The organism is Microbacterium sp. 10M-3C3, assembly GCF_003931875.1.
Lineage (GTDB): Bacteria > Actinomycetota > Actinomycetes > Actinomycetales > Microbacteriaceae > Microbacterium.
On sequence record NZ_CP034245.1, the window covers coordinates 1,052,260 to 1,070,103 of the forward strand.

At 71.9% G+C, this 17,844-nt stretch carries 13 protein-coding genes and 1 pseudogene; 7 read left to right on the top strand and 7 right to left on the bottom strand.

The window, feature by feature from the left end; translation table 11 throughout:
* Positions 1–4 precede the first annotated feature (4 nt).
* Both EI169_RS05000 and EI169_RS05005 read left to right on the top strand, forming a co-directional pair.
* Positions 5–1,531, top strand: coding sequence for a sugar ABC transporter ATP-binding protein (locus EI169_RS05000; protein ID WP_125131357.1), 1,527 nt, complete (start codon positions 5–7; stop codon positions 1,529–1,531).
* The gene (locus EI169_RS05005) at positions 1,528–2,532 is read left to right on the top strand and encodes an ABC transporter permease (RefSeq protein ID WP_125131358.1); all 1,005 of its coding nucleotides are present in this window, start codon (positions 1,528–1,530) and stop codon (positions 2,530–2,532) included. Before EI169_RS05000 ends, EI169_RS05005 begins: the two co-directional genes overlap by 4 nt.
* Positions 2,533–2,703: 171 nt before the next feature.
* Here EI169_RS05005 and EI169_RS05010 read toward each other — a convergent pair whose 3' ends face one another.
* Both EI169_RS05010 and EI169_RS05015 read right to left on the bottom strand, forming a co-directional pair.
* On the bottom strand, positions 2,704–3,522 hold the full coding sequence (locus tag EI169_RS05010; protein WP_125131359.1) for a molybdenum cofactor biosynthesis F family protein: 819 nt from the start codon (positions 3,520–3,522) through the stop codon (positions 2,704–2,706).
* A gap of 95 nt (positions 3,523–3,617) precedes the next feature.
* Complete coding sequence (locus EI169_RS05015; protein ID WP_125131360.1) at positions 3,618–5,099, bottom strand: APC family permease; 1,482 nt, start codon at positions 5,097–5,099, stop codon at positions 3,618–3,620.
* Between the two features lie 157 nt (positions 5,100–5,256).
* Between EI169_RS05015 and EI169_RS05020 the strand changes: the two genes are divergently transcribed.
* Both EI169_RS05020 and EI169_RS05025 read left to right on the top strand, forming a co-directional pair.
* Positions 5,257–5,988, top strand: coding sequence for an SDR family oxidoreductase (locus EI169_RS05020; RefSeq protein WP_125131361.1), 732 nt, complete (start codon positions 5,257–5,259; stop codon positions 5,986–5,988).
* Between the two features lie 31 nt (positions 5,989–6,019).
* On the top strand, positions 6,020–6,823 hold the full coding sequence (locus EI169_RS05025) for an SDR family oxidoreductase (protein WP_125131362.1): 804 nt from the start codon (positions 6,020–6,022) through the stop codon (positions 6,821–6,823).
* Positions 6,824–6,951: 128 nt separating this feature from the next.
* On the opposite strand, the gene EI169_RS05030 is transcribed toward EI169_RS05025, so the two are convergent.
* The 4 genes from EI169_RS05030 to EI169_RS05045 all read right to left on the bottom strand — a co-directional run bounded on the left by EI169_RS05030 (position 6,952) and on the right by EI169_RS05045 (position 11,619).
* Positions 6,952–7,908, bottom strand: a complete 957-nt coding sequence (locus EI169_RS05030; protein ID WP_125131363.1) for a helix-turn-helix domain-containing protein — start codon at positions 7,906–7,908, stop codon at positions 6,952–6,954.
* 114 nt (positions 7,909–8,022) lie between these two features.
* The gene (locus EI169_RS05035) at positions 8,023–8,616 is read right to left on the bottom strand and encodes a TetR family transcriptional regulator C-terminal domain-containing protein (protein WP_125131364.1); all 594 of its coding nucleotides are present in this window, start codon (positions 8,614–8,616) and stop codon (positions 8,023–8,025) included.
* Between the two features lie 158 nt (positions 8,617–8,774).
* Positions 8,775–10,796 carry a primary-amine oxidase gene (locus EI169_RS05040; RefSeq protein ID WP_240640642.1) on the bottom strand — a complete coding sequence of 674 codons (2,022 nt, stop codon included), beginning with the start codon at positions 10,794–10,796 and terminating at the stop codon, positions 8,775–8,777.
* Positions 10,797–10,914: 118 nt separating this feature from the next.
* Complete coding sequence (locus EI169_RS05045; protein ID WP_125131365.1) at positions 10,915–11,619, bottom strand: helix-turn-helix domain-containing protein; 705 nt, start codon at positions 11,617–11,619, stop codon at positions 10,915–10,917.
* Positions 11,620–11,717: 98 nt separating this feature from the next.
* Here EI169_RS05045 and EI169_RS05050 point away from each other — a divergent pair, with 98 nt between their 5' ends.
* From EI169_RS05050 to EI169_RS05060, 3 genes and pseudogenes are all read left to right on the top strand, one after another.
* Positions 11,718–13,589, top strand: a complete 1,872-nt coding sequence (locus EI169_RS05050; RefSeq protein WP_125131366.1) for an FAD-dependent monooxygenase — start codon at positions 11,718–11,720, stop codon at positions 13,587–13,589.
* Positions 13,590–13,715: 126 nt separating this feature from the next.
* Positions 13,716–15,188 carry an NAD-dependent succinate-semialdehyde dehydrogenase gene (locus tag EI169_RS05055; RefSeq protein ID WP_125131367.1) on the top strand — a complete coding sequence of 491 codons (1,473 nt, stop codon included), beginning with the start codon at positions 13,716–13,718 and terminating at the stop codon, positions 15,186–15,188.
* A gap of 32 nt (positions 15,189–15,220) precedes the next feature.
* Positions 15,221–16,261 (top strand): annotated as a pseudogene (locus EI169_RS05060) (winged helix DNA-binding domain-containing protein); the annotation flags it as partial.
* A 26-nt stretch (positions 16,262–16,287) separates the two neighbouring features.
* Here EI169_RS05060 and EI169_RS05065 read toward each other — a convergent pair.
* Positions 16,288–17,730 (bottom strand): XRE family transcriptional regulator, encoded by a 1,443-nt coding sequence (locus EI169_RS05065; protein WP_125131368.1) that lies wholly within the window; start codon positions 17,728–17,730, stop codon positions 16,288–16,290.
* Positions 17,731–17,844: the final 114 nt, after the last annotated feature.

Below are 17,844 nucleotides of genomic sequence, written 5' to 3' on the forward strand. Positions count from 1 at the left end.
CGACATGTCTGTCACCGTGCGCGGTCTGACGAAGAGGTACGGGGCGACCCTCGCCCTCGACGACGTCACCCTCGACATCCCCGGCGGGCGCATCCACGCCCTGCTCGGACACAACGGCGCCGGGAAGTCGACTCTCATCGCGTGCCTCGGCGGCGGGGTCGCGCCCACCGACGGCACGATCGAAATCGACGGCACCAGCCACGACTCCCTCACCCCGCGCACCTCCATCGCGGCCGGAGTCGCGGTGATCTATCAGCACCTCAGCCTGCTGGAGAGCATGACCGTCGCCGAGAACATCTTCATCGGCCAGGAGATGACCGCCGGCGGGCTCATCCGCCGCGGCGAGCAGCGCCGCCTCGCGCGGGAGGCGCTCGACGCCGTCGGCGCCACCGGCATCGATCCCGACGTCAAGGTCGCGACCCTGCCGATCGGGCAGCGGCAGCTGGTCGAGATCGCGAAGGTGGTGCGCCGCGACGCGCGCCTCATCGTGTTCGACGAGCCCACCGCCGCCCTCTCCCGCGCCGAAGCCGCGCGCCTCGGTGAGCTCGTGCGCGACCTCGCCGGACGGGGGATCGCGATCCTTTACGTCACGCACCTGCTCGGCGAGGTGCTCGCGCTCGCCGACGCCGCGACCGTCATGCGCAACGGCCGGGCCGTGTGGTCGGCGGAGGGCGCGCAGATCACCCGCGCGTCCCTCGTCGCCGCGATCAGCGACGGGCACGGCGCGACCAACGACCGCCCCGCCCCGCCGCGTCGCGACCGGACGCCGGTGCTCGAGGTCCGCGGGCTCACCGCCCCGGGCCTCGGCCCGATCGACCTCGCGGTCGCGCCGGGCGAGATCGTCGCGTGCTACGGCCTCGTCGGGTCGGGGCGCACGCGGTTCCTCCGCACCGTCTTCGGGCGCATCGCCCGCACCGGCGGCACGCTCCTCATCGACGGCGCGTCCCGCGAGACGCGCACGCCCGCCCAAGGGCTGCGCGCCGGCATCGCCCTCGTCCCGGCGGATCGAGCGCGGGAGGGGCTGTTCGCCGCCCTCCCCGCCCAGGACAACACCGTCATCGACGCGATGCGCCGGCTCGGTTCGTGGGGGCTGCGGTCGTTGAGAGCGGAGCGAGGCGTGTTCGACCGGGTCGCCGAGACCTTCGTCCTCCGACCACGCGCGGCCGACCTTCCCGCCGGACGCTTCAGCGGCGGCAACCAGCAGAAGATCCTGCTCGGACGGTGGGTCAACGACGCCGCCCGCACGCGGGTGATCCTGCTCGACGATCCGACGCAGGGCGTCGACGTGGGCGCCCGCAAAGACATCTACGACGCGATCAAGGTCCTCGCCGCCGAGAAGGGGATGGGCGTGATCGTCGCGACCAACGAACCCGAAGAGGTCGTCGACCTCGCCCACCGCTGCCTCATCTTCGCGCAGGGTGCCGTGCTCGACGAGGTCGACGTCGCTCAGACCACGGCCGACGGTCTTCTCTCGGCCGTGCACGCCGCCCCCGCCGAACTCACCGCCCCCATCGAAGGAACCCGACCGTGACCGACAACCGCTTCCTCCGCGCCGCCGTCGAGGGCGTCGTGCGCACCCCGCTCCTCGTCGTGCTGATCGTCCTGGTGGTCGGCGTGCAGCTGGCCACCGACTCCTTCTTCGGCTGGCAGAACATCCGCGGCATCCTCCAGGACAGCGCAGTGATCGCGATCGTCGCGATCCCCGTCGCGATGCTGCTCATCGCGGGGTACATCGACCTCTCGGTGGGCTCGAGTCTCGCGCTCGGCGGGGTCGTGGCATCTCTCGTCATGGACAAGGGTGCGGGGCAGCCCGCGGTCGCCATCGTGCTGGCGATCGTCGCCGGGGCGGTGGTCGGCCTCGTGAACGCCGTCATCATCACGGTGCTGGGTCTGAACTCCTTCATCACGACCCTCGGCACCCTCACTGCGGTGCGCGGCGTCGCGCAGCTGATCAGCCCCACGCCGCGCAACAACTTCGGCGACCAGTTCGGCATGCTCGGCGTCGGCACCGTCGCGGGGATCCCCCTCTCGGTGTGGATCGCCGCGCTGCTGCTCATCGCGGCCGGGATCTTCCTCGCGTTGACGCCGACGGGCCGTCACGTGTACGCCGTCGGCGTGAACCGGCAGGCCGCGTACCTCTCGGGCGTTCCCGTGCGCCGGCTGCCGTTCGCGCTGTTCGTGCTCTCGGGCGCGATGTCGGGCTTCGCCGGCACGATCGTCGCGGCTCGCCTGAACAGCGCTCCGGCCGGACAGCTGGGCGCCGGATTCGAACTCGTCGTGCTGACCGCGGTGCTCCTCGGCGGGGTCGCGCTGACCGGCGGCGAGGGCACGATCTTCGGCGTCGTGGTCGGGGTGCTCTTCTACGGCGCGCTGAACAACTCGCTCGTGCTCCTGGGCGTCACGACATTCTGGCAGGCCGTGGCCAGCGGACTCGCCCTGGTCGCGGCGATCGGTCTCAGCGCTCTCACGCACGTTGTCCGCGTGCGCCTGGCGACGGCCCGCGCGCGGAAGCTGGTGGCGCTTGCCGCCTGACCCGTGCCGCGGAATCGGAGGAATGCCGCCGGCAGCATCCGATGTCCCGCTCGTCCGATTCCGGTGAGCGCCCTCACACGGCGCGGGGTCGTGGCGGGCGAGTCGCGGTTGCCGCCCCCGTACGCGAAAGAGCCGCGCCCCCGAGGGACGCGGCTCTCGCGCGGACGCGCCTCAGCGCTCCAGCGGACGCGCCGGGTCGTACTCGACCGGGTGCACGGTGTTCGACAGCAGGCGGCCGTGTGCGCCGAAGGTGAAGTGCGTCGCGCCCGAGCCCGACTCGTCGGTGCCGAACAGCACCCCATGGGCGCGCAGGGCCTTCTGATCGCGGTGGTCCGCGATCGTGACCGAGCCGCACGGGATGACCTTCTCGCGCCACGTGAACACGTAGATGCCGGGGCGCACACGCCAGACCGTGTTCTCGTCGGTGTCGGCGAGGCCCTGCTCGGGGCCGGCGAGGCAGTGCCACGAGTACCAGTGCGGCGAGAGGTACACGTGCTCGTACGCGTGCACGGTCGAGTACACCCACAGCACACGGCGGCCGATCAGCTCCTCGGTGGGTGCCGGGGCCTCCCCGTGCTGGTCGAGCTCCTCGATGCGCGCGGGCGCGAAGCTCATCTGCACCGCGGTGCGCCCGGGTGCGGCGGCGCCGAGGGTGCTGACCACGGTCAGCGCGTACCCGCGGCGCAGGTCGAGGATCAGCGTCACGGCTTCGTCGGGGCGCGCGGAGGGGGTGTACTGGGCGTAGTAGAGATCCTCGTCCACCTCGATGACCTCGACGTCGTCGCGGCCGCTCCGGGCGTCGGCGGCCCACTCCACGGCGTCGGCATCGAAGCGATACGCCGTGCGCGCGCCTTCGTCGTCGACGGTGGTGAAGGTGCGCCCGGCGAGTGCATCGGTCAGGTCGGCTTTGGCGGCGTCGAAGCCGGGCGCGAGCCCGTCGAGCGGAAGCCACGTGCGCGTGTCGGAAAGGTTCAGGGTGTCGGTCGTCATGCGATCTCTTTCTGTGGAGGGAGGGGAGGAGCGAGACGGATGCCACGGCTCCACGCCACGCGGGCGTCGGGCGAGCGCGGAGGGGTCATCCGTGGTCAGAGTCCGGGAACGGGGTCTTTGCCCTTCTCGGCCGAGGCCACGTTGAAGGCCTCGAGGTCATCGGAGAGTCCGGCGTACACGGCGGGCTTGCGGCGACGCAGGTAGGCGGCGTAGCCGAGGCCGCCGATGACCGCGAGGACGAGCAGCAGCGGCATCAGGCGGATCGCGGGTTCGCTCGAGCCCGCGACGATGTCGAAGTTGGCGACGGCCAGGACCACGATCACCGACAGGGCGAGGAAGCCGATGCCCGGCGCGACCAGGGTGCTCCACCAGCGACGGTCGCCGCCGCGGCGGAAGAACACCACGATCGACAGCGCCGCGAGCGCCTGCAGCACGATCACGGCGAGGGTGCCGAAGCCGAGCATCGCGGGCACGAGGTTGAGGATCGGGTCGAGACCGGCCAGGGCGAAGATCCCCGCGACGATCGCGGCGAAACCGGCCTGGACGATGCCCGCGAGCTGCGGGGCGCCCGACGAGCGGGTGCGGGCGAGGGCGAAGGGCAGCACGCGCGCGCGACCGAGGGCGTAGAGGTATCGGGTCGCCGAGTTGTGGAAGGCGAGCATCGCCGCGAACAGGCTCACGAGCAGGAGGACCTCCATCACGACGGTCAGCTGCGGACCCAGGTAGGTCGCCGCGAGGCTGAAGATCAGGTCGCCGGTCGCGAGGTGCTCCTGGGCGGTGCCCTGGGCCTGGGCGACACCGGTCGCGCTGACGACGGCCCAGGTGGTGACCCCGAGGATCACGCCGATGGCGACGATCGCGGTGTAGGTCGCGCGCGGGATGGTCTTGAGCGGGTTGCGCGCCTCCTCGCCGAACAGCGCGGTCGCCTCGAACCCGAGGAAGCCCGTCGCCGCGAGCAGCAGGCCGATCGGGAGCGAGCCCGAGAAGACGGCCTCGGGTGAGAAGGCGCCGAGATCGAAGCCCGTCTGCACGAGCACCGACACGTCGAACACCACGAGCATCAGCACCTCGAGCACGAGGGCGACCCCGAGCACCCTCGACGAGAAGTCGACGCCCGTCCGGGCCATGACGAAGCACACGATGATCGAGAGCAGGCCCCACACGTACCAGTGCAGGTCGAAGCCCGTGAGCCCCGCGATGATCGACTGCATGAAGAAGCCGCTCGTCCCGATCGTGCCGACGACGAAGAAGTTGTAGCCGAGCGCGGCGATGAGTCCCGCGATGAGGCCCCCGGTGCGCCCGAGGCCCTTGACGACGAAGGCGTAGAACCCGCCCGCGTTCACCAGCTGCTTCGACATCTGCGCGTAGCCGACGGCGAACAGCAGCAGGATCAACGCGATGATGAGGAACGACGCGGGTGTGCCCCCGCCGTTGCCGAGCGCGATCGCGAGCGACGCGACGACGACGATGCCGGTCAGCGGCGCGACCGCGGCGAGAACGAGGAAGACGATGCCGGCGACGCCCAGCGCGCCGCGCCGCAACGCGGTGGAGGAGCCGGCGGGTGTCGGGTCGGTCATGGCGAGTCCTTCGGTTCGGGTTCCAGGCGGGCCTCGTCGCCCGCTGCAGCGATCTTGCTCCGCTCGGGACCCGGGGACTTGACCGCGGGTGAGGGGGCCTGTTGCGTCCGTGCAGGGACGGATGCCGAGCCCCGGGCAGGCACAGAGGATGGGCGGCATGGACCTTCAGCTGACCTCCCGCCGTGCCCTCGTCACCGGTGCCGCCGGGGGAATCGGGCGCGCCGCCGTCGAGGCGCTCGCCGCCGTCGGCGCGCGCGTGGGCGCGATCGACGTCGATCCGCGGGTGCGTGAGCTGATCCCGCCGACGGCCGTCGCCGACCTCACGGATGCCGAGGCGGCGGCCGCCGCGGTCGAGGCGTGCGCGCGCGATCTCGGCGGGATCGATGTGGTGGTCCTGGCCGCCGGCGTCTCCGGCCCCGTCGGCACCCCGCTCGATCGCACAGCGCTCACGGACTGGGAGCGCGTCTTCGCGGTCAACGTCACCGGAGCGTTCCTCACCCTCCGCTCGGCGATCCCGTGGCTGCGACGATCGGACGCGCCCGCGGTCGTCGTCGTCGCGAGCGATTCGGCCCTCGTCGCGACCGCCGGGATGGCGCCCTACGCCGCGTCGAAGGCCGCGCTGCTGCAGCTGGCCCGCGCCGCCGCGGTTGAGCTCGCGCCCGAGGGGATCCGCGTCAACGCGGTGTGTCCCTCGATCGTCGACACCCCGATGAGTCGCCGAGATCTCGGGATGCCGAACGGCTTCACCGCCGCGGCGTACCCGGTGCAGACGCCGGCGGAGGTGGCGGATCAGATCGTGCTCCTGGCATCGCCCCGTCTCCGACCGGTGTCGGCGGCGACCTGGGTGTCGGATTTCGGTGTGAGCGCGCGATCGGGATTCCCGGCGTGAGCGGAGAAGCATGAACGGAGAAGGAGGAACGATGAATGACGAGCTTCACGGCCAGGTGGCTCTGATCACGGGCGGTGGGACGGGGATCGGCGAGGCGGTCGCCCGCCGGCTCGCCCGCGCGGGGGTGCACGTCGTCGTGACGGGCCGACGCCTCCCACCGCTCGCGCGCGTGGCGGACGAGATCGGGGGGACCGCGATCGCTGCGGACGCTGCGCGCTCCGCCGACGCCGCGGCGCTGATCGCCCGCATCCTCAAGGAGCGCGGGCGGCTCGACATCGTCGTCGCCAACGCCGGCGGGCATGGCTTCGCCACCGTCGCCGACACCGACGACGAGGCGTGGGAGGCGGCCCTGCGCGCCAACGTCACGACGGCGTTCGTGATAGTCCGCGCGGCTCTGCCCGCCCTGGTCGCGGCGCGCGGCCGGGTGGTCGTGATGTCGTCGATCGCGGGCCTCGCGGCCGGTCCCTCGGTCGCGGGCTACACCGTCGGGAAGCACGCTCTGATCGGGCTGACCCGCTCGCTCGCCCGTGATTACGGCCGGGACGGCGTGCGGGTCAACACCGTCTGCCCGGGCTGGGTGGCGACGCCCATGGCCGACGAGGAGATGGACGCCTTCGCCGCGGCGGCGGGGCTGACCGACCGCGAGGAGGCCTACGCGACCGTGACGCGTGACGTGCCCCTCTCCCGCCCCGCCGAGCCGGACGAGATCGCCGCGGTCGTGCGCTTCCTCGTGTCGGGTGAGTCGTCCTACATCACCGGCGCGACGATCGTCGCGGACGGCGGCGCGCACATCGTCGACGTCCCCACGATCGCGTTCGATCACGCGGGAATGTGAGAGCGGGTTGCGCCCGCTCGAGCGGGACCCCCTGACCTATGTCCCACTCCTGGTCGGCGACCTCCCCGCCGACCATTCGAGGGACACGATCCGTCCGAAGGGGGACAGGGGAGAGGGGAGGGCCCGCGTCACCGCCCCGTGCGGCACTCGCTCGGCGAGAAGCCGAACGCCGACTTGAACGTGCGGCTGAAGTGCGCCGCATCCGGGAATCCCCATCGCGCGCCGATCGCCGACACCGACTGATCGGCGAGCAGCGGATCCGTCAGATCGCGGCGGCAGCGCTCGAGGCGACGTGAGCGGATCAGCGCGGCGACCGTGGTGCCCTGCCCCTGGAAGAGCGTGTGCAGGTGCCGCGTCGAGATGTAGTGCGCGGCGGCGATGGTTCCCGGCCCCAGGTCGGGGGAGGCGAGGTGCGTGTCGATGTGCTCCTCGACGCGCCGACGCAGGGCGGCGTGCGGATCGTTCGCGGCGACGTCGCTGCCGAGCTCGTGCGCGTAGACCGTCGTGAGCAGGTCGAGCGCGGTGTGCACCAGCCGCGACCCGGACGGACTCGCCACCTGATCGAGGTGGGTCCCGAGCTGCGCGAGGAAGGGGGCGGCGACGGCGCCGAGTCCGCCGTCGCCGGGGACGCGCACGGCCGTGAGCTGCGCAAGGGCCGACGACGGCAGGGGGAGGGCGCTCGGGGCGAACATCGTGACGATCGTGCGGAATTCGCCGCTGAAGCACAGCGTGTAGGGGCGCGAGGTGTCGTACACCGCGAAATCTCCGGGTCGCAGGAGCGCTTCGCGCCCGTCCTGGATCAGCAGCCCCGTACCGGCGAGCATGAGGCTCATCTTCACGGCGGGACCGTCGGCGCGGGCGATGAGGTCGGGAGTGCGCTCCACCACGTGCGGCGAGGCGGCGACGGTACTGACATGGATGCCATCGGCACAGGCCGCGCGAATGGAGCCGCGGAACCGGTCGGGGTCGGCCGCCGTGACATGCAGCGGCACGAAGCTGTCGTCGACCGCCGCGCGGAACGCGGTCAGGTCGGCGGCGTGGATGGCGGTGACACCCGATCCAGGTCGGGTCATGACGATCGGCATGGGAGACCTCCTCGTTTCCCTCGGCACTCGGCTCCCGCGTCAGTTTTATCCGACGCTTGTAGAGCCAAAGTTTCCCGAATATTACCTCTCTGTATCGGCGGCCGCGAGTGCTTCTCAGCGCAACATATCGACGAGCGCGTCGACGGTGGCGCGCATCCGCTGCTCGCGCGCGGTCTCGGGCAGCAGGATGCCGTTCGCCTGCATCCCGTTGACCGCGTGCAGGATCGCGTCGCTCACCGCCTGCACGTCGAGGCCGTCACGCACCTCGCCCTGAGCCTGCGCCTCGGCAACCATCTCGCCGAACGCCTGCTGCCATTCGCGCATGAGATCGCGGAACATCTGGGCAAGAGCGGGGTCGGCCGCCGCGTACTCGAGGAACGCGATCACGATGCGCGCCTCCAGAGCGCGTTCCTCGTCGATCGGCGCGGCCTCGAGCAGGAAGGCCCGGAGCGCGGCGAGCCCCGTCGCGCCCGACGTGGCTCGGTGCGCGGCGACGCGCGCATTCGTCGCGGCGAAGACGTGCGCGAAGGCGGCCGTGAGGATCGCGCTCTTGTCCGGGAAGTAGTGCGTGACGCTGCCGTTGGCCAGCCCCAGTTCGCGCGCGAGCTCCCGCATCGTCGTCGCCTCGATGCCGCGCTGGGCGATCAGACGCCAGGTGGCCAGCACGATCTCGTGTCGGCGCGCTTCGTGATCGACCAGTCGGGGCATGTGCGTCCTCCTCCTTCGTGTCCGGATGCCGCGGGGGAGCGCCCGGACCGGCTCACCCTATCCGGCGGGTCGAGATCGGTCGGTCAGCGCCATCGCGCATCCTTCGCGGCATCCGTCATCGTCGAGCCGGCGGAGGCGCCGCGACGCCCGGGCGCCGCTCAGTGCGCGCAGCTGCAGGTCGCCCCGCCGCCGCAGCATCCTTCGCCGCGCCGCGCGTGCGCCGGGGACCACTCGGGCAGGTCGAGCGCGGGATTGCGGTCGAGGAAGCCGTAGGGCTTGAGCCAGAACCCGGCGTAATCGACCGGCATGATCGGCCAGTCCTCGGGGCGCGGCACGTGCGTCAGGCCGAAGGTGTGCCACAGCACGAGGTCGGCGCCGTCGATCGAGCGGTCGTCAGCTGTGTAGGCCGGCAGGCCCGCCCCGCCCGCGTGGGCGTTGGGGTAGCGGCCGGCGGGCCACCGCTCTTCGGGGTCGTACGCCGTGCCCCACAGGTGCTTGGTCGCGAAGGCGGCGCGCGCGGCGACGGTGGACGCGGGGTCGGCCATCAGCAGCGCCGTCGGCTCGGGGATGAGGTGGTACGCCGTGGGCGTGCCGACGTAGTTGGTGCGGGACGTCGATTGCACCTCCCACACGCGCGCGACTGAGGTGTCGGCCTCGCGCTGAGCCTCCTGCTCGGTGCGCAGCGGCGTGTGCGACCACGTGAACGCGTTGCCGAAGGGGTTGTCGTCGCCCAACGGGATGCGCACGGCGTCCACCTCGAACAGGCGGTTCTCGTCGCCGTCGATCGCCATGTCGAGCCGCGCCGAGAAGAGGTGCTGATGCACCGGGGCGAAGACGCCGGGGGCGATCTCGGGGGCGTGGCGGTTCGTCGAGCCCGGAACGCCGCCGCCGACGAACACGATGCCGGTGGCCTTGGCCTCGACCTGGATCGAGCCGTCGAGGTAGAAGTACCAGAAGAAGCCGTAGTCGTAGTTGCCGATCGTGGCGAAGTACGACACCACGAGGCGCCGCGAGCGCCGCACGTGCGAACCGACCGGACCGGGTTCGGTGTGCTTCCACAGCACGCCGTAGTCCTCCTCGTGCATGCACACGGCGTTCGGGATCCTCATGGCGTGCCCGTGATCGTCGGCGACGTGCCCGTCGAAGTAGTGGATGACGCCGAGGCAGTCGCATCCGAGTTCGAGGTGGTTGGCGTTCTTGCCGAGCAGGTACTCCCCGGCGTCGAAGTAGCTGATCCAGAAGCGCGTGTTGCTCGTGTCGCCGTAGGGCACGACCATCTCGGGCACGCTCGCGCGCGACAGCACCGGGCGATCGTCGAAGCGCACGTCGTGCAGCACGAGCCCTTCGCGGGCATTGAAATCGACGCGCAGGGTCCAGTTCTCCCACTGCACGTGGGAGCCCGAGACGCGGAAGCTGGGACCCTCGGGCTGCGTGATCTCGATCGGCTTCAGCGTGGCGCGCGCGGGGCCGGTGGTCGCGGGGTCGTATCGTCCGCTGCCCGCGGGCACGGGGACGTCGCCCTTGTCCTCGATGCCGATCACCCGGTTCGCGGTGAGGTCGATGTGCACGATGAGTCCCTCGACGGGGTGCGCCCAGGCGATGTCATCCTCGCTCTCGCGCAGGAACGTCAGCGAGCGGATGACGCGGCGCCCGACCTCGTTCTCGCGCCCGACGAACCCGGGGGCCAGGGGCGTGCAGAACGCGAGGTCGATGCTGTCCTCGAGGCCCCGGCGGCGCATGGCGGCGCGCCACTCGGGGCACGCCTTCACCAACTCGGCGGCGCGCTCGTACTCCTCGAACAGATACTGCGGCTGGCCGTACGGCGAGACATCGGCGGGGTGCCGGCGGGAGTCGCGCACCTCGCCCGAGGTGATCGAGACGATCACCTCGGTGACCTCGCCGGTCGCCGTGTCGAGCAGGGTGACGTCGGCGCGCCGGTCGACGGGATCTCCCGGGTGCCACGACGCCACGGCCCTCTTGTCGGGCTCGGCGGGCAGCAGCATGGGCACGCGGACTGTCTCGCCCAGCAGTCCGGCCGCGACGAGGACGTCGCGGGTGCGCTCGATCTCCTCGGCGGTGAGCGGGTCGAGCGGGTGCGCGGTCGGCAGGGTGCCGGCCGCCCGTTCGAGGTCGGGGTTGACCATGGCCTGGTCGGGGACGGGATGCGCGTGATCGTGCATGGGGGAGCCTCCGGCATCTACTCTCACCCGGTGTCCGGACGCCGCGTTTGTCTGCCCGTGCACAGCGGATGCCTGCGCGCGCCGCCCTGACCTCGCGCGCGGGAGCCGACCTGCGTGCTCAGAGCGCCTGGCGGATAGCCGCGGCAGCGGCCGTCAGCCGGGCGGCGATTGCAGCGTCGTCAAGCTGCGTGGCGACGTGCACCGCCGCGACCGAGGCCGGCTCGCGGCCCTGCACGGCCAGTGGTACGGCCACGGCCCGCAGCGACGGGACGACCTCGTCGTGGCTCGTCGCCCAGCCGCGCTCGGCGACCTCGGCCACCTCGGCGGCGAGGCGGGCGTCGACGTCGTCGGGCCAGCGGCGCGGCGGCAGTTGCGCGAGGACCGCGCGTCCGGGAGCGCCTCGCGTGACGGCGTGCCGGGCGCCGGGGCGCTGCGCGACGGTGGTCACGGCATGCCGCGGCTCGATGCTCGTGAGCGTCACGCACTCGTCGTGGTCGAGCACCACTAGGAAGCAGGTCATGCCGAGGTCGTTCGCCGCGGAGGTGAGCTCGGGCAGGGCCTCGGCCTGCAGGTCGGCGGCGACGCCCGCGGCGAGTGCGGCGAGACCCGTTCCCAGGCGCACCGCGCCCGCGGCATCACGCGACACGAGTCCGTGGTCTTCAAGCGTGCGGAGGAGCCGGTAGGCGACCGAACGGTGCAGATCGACGCGGGCGGCGAGGTCGTCGATCGAGAGCGGCGTGCGCGCGTCGGCGAGCTCTTCGAGCAGGCGGATGCCGCGGCTCAGCGTCTGTGAAGCGGGCGGCGCATCTTGCCGAGGGGGCATGGGTCCACTAGCCTCTCGTTCGATAGCGGAACGATGCGTTCGAATATAGAACATGCCCCGCGAAGAGGCAAACCTCGACATCGACGTCAGGAGAAACGATGCAGTTCCACCACCACGGATACGTCTCGGCCGACCCGCGCGTGCAGCCCGCCGCCGGCACCGGCATCGACCGGCCCGCGGAGCTGCCGGACGAGGTCGACGTCCTCATCGTCGGCTCGGGGCCGGCCGGCATGCTGCTCGCGGCGCAGATGGCGCAGTTCCCCGGCGTCACGACGCGGCTCATCGAGAAGCGCGACGGGCGGCTGCCGCTCGGCCAGGCCGACGGCATCCAGCCCCGCAGCGTCGAGACCTTTCAGGCCTTCGGCTTCGCCGAACGCATCGTCGCCGAGGCGTACAACATCGCCTGGATGAACTTCTGGGGCCCCGACCCCGCCGACCCGAGCCGCATCGTGCGCACCGCCCGCACCGAGGACTACGCGCTGAAGATCAGCGAGTTCCCGCACCTCATCGTCAACCAGGCCCGCGTGCTCGACTACTTCGCGGAGGCCGCCGCCCTCGCCCCCGGGCGCATCGTGCCCGACTACGGAGTGGAGTTCCTCGGGCTCACCGTGGACGGGGCCGGCGACCGCCCGGTCGCGGTGCGCGTGCGCGACGCGTCGGGGGAGCGGACGATCCGCGCCGCCTACGTCGTCGGATGCGACGGGGCGCGCAGCCGCGTACGCGAAGCCATCGGCCGCACCCACGTCGGCGAGAGCGCCGCGCACGCGTGGGGCGTGATGGACGTGCTCGTGGAAACCGACTTCCCCGACTGGCGCACCAAGTGCGCGATCAACGCCGAGGCGGGGAACATCCTGCACATCCCGCGCGAGGGCGGGTACCTCTCGCGCATGTACATCGACCTCGGCGAGGTCGCCGCGGACGACGACCACCGCGTGCGGCAGACGCCGATCGAGGAGATCGTGCGGCGCGCGAACGCGATCCTGCACCCCTACTCGATCGATGTGAAGCAGGTCGCGTGGCACAGCGTGTACGAGGTCGGCCACCGCGTGACCGACCGGTTCGACGACGATCCCGAGCATCCGCACATCTTCCTCGCGGGCGACGCGTGCCACACCCACAGCGCCAAGGCCGGGCAGGGCATGAACGTGTCGATGCAGGACGGCTTCAACCTCGGCTGGAAGCTCGGGCACGTGCTCACGGGGCTCGCGCCGGACAGCCTGCTGACGACCTACTCCGCCGAGCGGCAGCCCGTCGCACAGCAGCTCATCGACTTCGACAAGGAGTGGTCCTCACTCATGGCGCGCAAGCCCGAGGACATCACCGACCCGAACGACCTCGCCACCTACTACCTCGCGACGGCCGAGTTCCCCTCCGGATTCATGACGCAGTATGCGCCCTCGGCGATCGTCGGCGACGCCGCGCACCAGGATCTCGCGGCGGGGTTCCCCGTCGGCAAGCGCTTCCACTCGGTCGAGGTGACGCGCGTGAGCGACGGCAACCCCGTCCACCTCGGTCACCACGCGCGCGCCGACGGGCGCTGGCGCGTCTACGCGTTCGCGGACGCCGCGCCGGGCTCGCCCGCACTGCAGGCGTGGGGGGTGTGGATGGCGTCGCCCGAGTCGCCGGTGCGCCGGCACACCCCGGACGGCGCCGACCTCGACGCGGTGTTCGACGTGAAGGTCGTCTTCCCGCGCCCGTTCGAGGAGGTCGACTTCTTCGCGACCCCCCCGATCTTCCGCCCCCGCAGCGGCGCGCTCGGGCTCACGGATTGGGAGAAGGTGTACGCCGGGCGCCCCTCGGCCTGGGTGTCCGCCGACATCTTCGCCGAGCGGGAGATCTCCGACGCGGGCGCGGTCATCGTCGTCCGCCCCGACCAGTACGTCGCGCACGTGCTGCCGCTGACCGCGACCGACGAGCTCGCCGCGTTCTTCGCGGGCGCCCTTGCGACGCCCGCCGCCGCGTCGGTGTGACCGCCGCGCTGTACGCCACGGTGCCGCATCCGTCCGACATGTACATCGCGTCTATCGGCGGTCGCGTGCCGGCCCCGCAGAATGAGGGCGAGAACCGCTGCGCCCTCGCCGACCCCAGGAGGACCCATGACCGACCCTCGTGAAGCCGAGCTGCTCGCCACCGTTCCCGACGGGCTGTTCGTCGGAGGCCAGTGGCGCCCCGCCGAGGGCGGTAAGACCCTCGACGTGCGCGACCCCTCGACGGGCGAGGTCATCCGCACCATCGCCGATGCGTCGGTGTCCGACGGCGTCGCCGCGATGGATGCGGCGGCCGAGGCGTTCCCGTCCTGGGCGGCGACGCCCGCCCGCGAGCGCGCGGAGATCCTCCGTCGCGCGTTCGACCTGCTGCAGGCGCGCAAGGAGGACGTCGCCCTGCTCATGACGCTCGAGATGGGCAAGCCCCTCGCCGAGGCTCGCGGCGAAGTCGTCTACGGCGGCGAATTCCTGCGCTGGTTCAGCGAGGAGGCCGCGCACGTGCAGGGTCGCTACGGTGCGAACCCGGAGGGCACCGGCCGCATGATCGTGACGCAGCATCCGGTGGGGCCCTGCTACCTCATCACACCGTGGAACTTCCCGCTCGCGATGGCCACGCGCAAGATCGCGCCGGCCCTCGCCGCCGGATGCACCGTGGTGGTCAAGCCCGCATCGCTCACGCCGCTCACGACCCTGTACTTCGCGAAGCTCCTCGAGGAGGCCGGCGTGCCGGCCGGCGTCGTCAACGTCGTCACGACGAACTCGACCGCCGCCGTGTCCGAGCGGATCATCGGCGACCCGCGACTGCGCAAGCTCTCCTTCACGGGTTCGACGCCGGTCGGGCAGAAGCTCCTGCAGCAGGCGGCGCCGGGCGTGCTCCGCACGTCGATGGAGCTCGGCGGCAACGCCCCGTTCGTCGTGTTCGACGACGCCGACCTCGACAAGGTCGTGGAGGGCGCGATGGCGGCGAAGTTCCGCAACATCGGCCAGGCCTGCACCGCCGCGAACCGCTTCATCGTGCAGCGCTCGGTCGTGGGCGAGTTCACGCGCCGTGTCACCGAGCGAGTGAAGACGATGCGCATCGGGCGCGGCACCGACGACGGCGTGCAGATCGGCCCCCTCATCGACGACCGCGCCGTGGCGAAGGCCGAGGCGCTCGTGGCCGATGCCGTGCAGCGCGGCGCGTCGGTCACGACGGGCGGCTCGCCCGTCGACGGCCCTGGCACCTTCTACGAGCCCACGGTGGTCGCCGACGTGCAGGCGGGAAGCGACATCCTGCGCGAGGAGATCTTCGGGCCGGTGCTCGCGATCGTGCCGTTCGACACCGAGGACGACGCGGTGCGCCTCGCGAACGACACCGAGTACGGGCTCGTGTCGTACGTCTACACCGAGAGCCTCGCCCGCGGGCAGCGCATGATCGAGCGGCTCGAGACGGGGATGATGGGCCTGAACGTGGGCGTGGTCTCGAACGCCGCGGCGCCCTTCGGCGGCTGGAAGATGTCGGGCCTGGGCCGTGAAGGTGGCGCGGAGGGCATCCACGAGTACCTGCAGACGAAGTACACGCTGACGCCGAACCCCTTCGCCTGAGCAGCGTCGGACGCGGCGGGCAGGATGGGGGCGTGCACGCAAACGCGATCCTCGAACGCCGGCTCAGGTCGCATCGCCTGACCGCCCCCGCGCCGACGCCGGCGGATGCGGCGGCACACCTGCTCGCGGTGCAGGCGCAGGACTTCGCCGGCGGGCGCTGGGCGCTCGGCGTGCGCACGCGAGGGACGCCGACGCTGGCCGACGTCGATGCCGCGTTCGACCGCGGCACGCTCGTGCGGTCGTGGACGATGCGCGGGACGCTGCACATCGTGCCCGCGCGCGACCTTCCGTGGCTCCTCGCGGTCACGCGCGAGCGGCAGCTCCGCGGCGCGGCCGGCGTCCACCGCCGCGAGGGCGTCGACGCCGCGGAGCTCGCCCGGGCCGAGCGGCTCGGGCTCGCCGCGCTCGCCGGCGGGGAGCGCCTCACCCGCGCCGAGCTGTTCGCGGCGCTCGACCGCGGCGGCGTGACGACGTCCGGCCAGCGCGGCTACCACGTGCTCGTCGCCCTCGCGCTCCGCGGCGCGGTGTGCCTCGGACCGGTCGTCCCGCGCCCCGGTGCGATCACGCGCGAGCAGTACATCGTGCGCTCCGACGAGTGGCTGCCCTCCCCGCACGAGCCGGCCGACGTCTCGGCCGACATGTTCGTCCGCTACCTCGACGGGCATGCGCCGGCGAGCGTGCGGGACTTCGCGTGGTGGTCGGGCCTGCCGGTGACGCTCGCGCGCGAGGCGGCGGATGCGGCGGGCGAGCGCGTGCGGGTCGTGGCGGAGCATCCGGAGCCGCAGTACGCCCCTGCCGCGTCGGGTCCGCGACGCTCGCCGGCTGCCGCGGACGTCGTCGTGCTGCCGCCCTTCGACGAGTATTACCTCTCCTATGCCGACCGCACCCTCGCGTGCGCGCCCGACGATGCCGCGCGCGTAGGACCGGGCGCGAACGGCATGGTGCGCGCGACCGTGCTCGATCGGGGACGCGTCGCGGGCGCCTGGACGCCGGGCAGGGCGACGTCCGGACCATCCGCCGTCGAGCTCTTCTCGCCGGTGGACGAGGAGGCGCTCGCGCGTGCCCTCGCGCGGTACGCGTCGTTCGTGTCGGCTGAGCGTCAGCCCTCGGCGTGGCGGTCGAGGAACTCGAAGACCTCGGTGTCGTCGACCCCGGGGAAGTCGCCGCGGGGCAGCGGCGAGAACATGTGCCGATGCACGCGCGCGCTCGGCCACGCCTTGCCCGCCCAGCGCTGGGCGGCGTCGGCCGGCGGGCGCCGACAGCACGACTCGTCGGGGCAGCGCGACTCGGCGCGCTCGGCGGTCTCGCGACCGCGGAACCACTTCGCGTCGTCGAAGGGCACGCCGACGGTGATGGAGAAGTCGCCCTCCGACGTCGTGCCGGTCTGGGTGGAGCACCAGAACGTCCCGGCGGGCGTGTCGGTGTACTGGTAGTGCTCGGTGGTGCGGTTGTGCTCGGAGAACGCCCGCCGTGCGGAGAACCGGCGGCACGCCACCTGGCCCTCGACCGATCCGGTCACATCCACCGGCAGGGGCAGGTCGTCGTTCTCGTACACGCGCGAGATCGCCCCCGAGCCGTCGACGCGGAGGAAGTGCAGGCGGATGCCGAGGTGCTGCGTCAGCAGGTTCGTCATGCGCATGCCCGCGGCCTCGTGCGTCACTCCGAACGCGTCGCGGAAGTCCTCCACCGCGAGGTTGCGGTCCTTCTTGGCCTGCTGGAGGAACGCGACCGAGCTCGTCTCGGGCATGAGGCAGCACGCCGCGTAGTAGTTGATCTCGAGGCGCTGCTGCAGGAAGTCGGCGTAGTCGTGAGGTCGCTCGTGCCCGAGCAGGCGGTGCGCCATCGCCTGCAGGGCCATCGACCGCAGGCCGTGTCCGCCGGGGATCGACGCCGGCGGAAGGTAGATGCGCCCGTTCTCGAGATCGGTGACCGAGCGCGCGGAGTGGGGCAGGTCGTTGACGTAGATGAGCTCGAAGCCGAGCTGCTCGGCCATGATGCTCACCGTGCGGTGCGTGAGCGCGCCGGTGACGTGGCCGGCCGCCTTCAGCTGCTTCTCCGCGAGCCGCTCGATCTCGGGGAGGTAGTTGTTCTGCGCCCGCATCTGCAGTCGCTGCTCGGTGTTGGCCCGGCGCGCCTCCTCGGGGGTCGCGATGGCCTCCCGCTCGCGTCGCTGCAGCTCGCGGTGCAGCCCGAGGATCGACTCGATGGTGTCGTCGGCCATGCCCTTGGTGACCTTGACCGGCGGGATGCCGAGCTGGCGGAACACCGGGCTCGCCTGCGCGCGCTCGAGCTCGATCTCGAGCGCGGCGCGGCGGTTGGGAGGCTCCGCGGAAAGCAGGTCGGACAGCTCGGTGCCGGTGGCGCGGGCGATCTCCTGCAGGAGGGAGAGCTTCGGCTCCCGCTTGCCGTTCTCGATGAGGCTCAGCTGGCTCCCGGCCACGCCGACCTCCGCGCCCAGCTCGTCGAGCGTGAGGCCCGCCGCCACCCGGTGGTGCCGGATGCGGTGGCCGAGGGTTGCGAGTTCGAGGGCGGGCGAGGTCATTCCTTGATGCTAGCGAAAGAATCGCGATTCTTGAACGCGGATTCGTCGGCAAACTGCGCGCGATGTCGCGGAAAGTGGAGGAAGACCGAGCTTCTGACGCCGACCGAGGAGTGC

Bases quoted from the DNA above. Each gene is read 5' to 3' on its own strand.
- EI169_RS05000 (WP_125131357.1), top strand. From the start codon at position 5: ATGTCTGTCACCGTGCGCGGTCTGACGAAGAGGTACGGGGCGACCCTC.
- EI169_RS05010 (WP_125131359.1), bottom strand. From the start codon at position 3,522: ATGACGACCGACACCCTGAACCTTTCCGACACGCGCACGTGGCTTCCG.
- EI169_RS05015 (WP_125131360.1), bottom strand. From the start codon at position 5,099: ATGACCGACCCGACACCCGCCGGCTCCTCCACCGCGTTGCGGCGCGGC.
- EI169_RS05020 (WP_125131361.1), top strand. From the start codon at position 5,257: ATGGACCTTCAGCTGACCTCCCGCCGTGCCCTCGTCACCGGTGCCGCC.
- EI169_RS05025 (WP_125131362.1), top strand. From the start codon at position 6,020: ATGAATGACGAGCTTCACGGCCAGGTGGCTCTGATCACGGGCGGTGGG.
- EI169_RS05030 (WP_125131363.1), bottom strand. From the start codon at position 7,908: ATGCCGATCGTCATGACCCGACCTGGATCGGGTGTCACCGCCATCCAC.
- EI169_RS05035 (WP_125131364.1), bottom strand. From the start codon at position 8,616: ATGCCCCGACTGGTCGATCACGAAGCGCGCCGACACGAGATCGTGCTG.
- EI169_RS05040 (WP_240640642.1), bottom strand. From the start codon at position 10,796: ATGCACGATCACGCGCATCCCGTCCCCGACCAGGCCATGGTCAACCCC.
- EI169_RS05045 (WP_125131365.1), bottom strand. From the start codon at position 11,619: ATGCCCCCTCGGCAAGATGCGCCGCCCGCTTCACAGACGCTGAGCCGC.
- EI169_RS05050 (WP_125131366.1), top strand. From the start codon at position 11,718: ATGCAGTTCCACCACCACGGATACGTCTCGGCCGACCCGCGCGTGCAG.
- EI169_RS05055 (WP_125131367.1), top strand. From the start codon at position 13,716: ATGACCGACCCTCGTGAAGCCGAGCTGCTCGCCACCGTTCCCGACGGG.
- EI169_RS05065 (WP_125131368.1), bottom strand. From the start codon at position 17,730: ATGACCTCGCCCGCCCTCGAACTCGCAACCCTCGGCCACCGCATCCGG.